This is a genomic window from Bacillus sp. N1(2025) (assembly GCF_053470005.1).
This window is the reverse complement of the sequence record NZ_JBLTJB010000033.1, coordinates 1-748: the sequence shown is the minus strand read 5'-3', so window position 1 is coordinate 748 and position 748 is coordinate 1. Positions and strand designations below refer to the sequence as shown.

The window sequence follows — 748 nt, the reverse complement described above, 5'->3', positions numbered from 1 at the left end:
CGATACCCATATAGAGTATGCACAGCATCATATGGCAGTGGAACGATTCGAGAAACATGCGGAACAGACACCTGAGAAGACGGTAATCGAATACGAAACGGGCGTACTTCGTTATGGAGAAGTCAACCGCAAGGCCAATGCATTGGCATGGGAACTGATTTCGTTGGGTGTTCAGCCCAATGATCGAGTGGCCATCATGACTACCCTGGAAGCGGAAACGATCATTGGCATTTTGGGCGTGCTAAAGAGTGGAGCCGCCTATGTCCCGATTGATCCAGCAACACCGAAGGAACGAATAGAGCATATCCTGAACGATGCAGCCCCCAAGGTCATTTTAACAAGAGAGAAGACTATGGAAACGGAAGTCCCACTCATCTCGATGAATCTTGAAGATCTGGGCGAGAATGCGGAAAACCCAGCGTGTGCCGTTGAAAAAGACGACATCGCCTATGTGATTTACACATCAGGAACGACAGGAAAGCCCAAAGGTGTGGCGGTGACACGAGGCAATCTGGATCATTACTTGTCGTATGCAGATCAGGAATACCAGAAGGAAGCTTGTACGACGGTACTGATTACAAGCTTAAGTTTCGACCTCTCCGTAACGTCCTTGTTCTTACCGCTGATTAGTGGTGGATCTCTTCTATTAAAGGGAGGAGACGCGGAGGAAAGGCTGCGTGCAGCATTCAAAGATAACAGGGTAACTTTCCTTAAGCTTACTCCGTCCCATTTAAAAATGCTGGAAACC

General features: G+C 48.1%; 1 protein-coding gene. It reads left to right on the top strand.

Annotated elements, in window-relative coordinates; all coding sequences use genetic code 11:
* Positions 1-31: 31 nt before the first annotated feature.
* A partial coding sequence (locus ACNFN4_RS22190) for an AMP-binding protein (RefSeq protein WP_448200486.1) occupies positions 32-748 on the top strand: 717 nt, incomplete at its 3' end.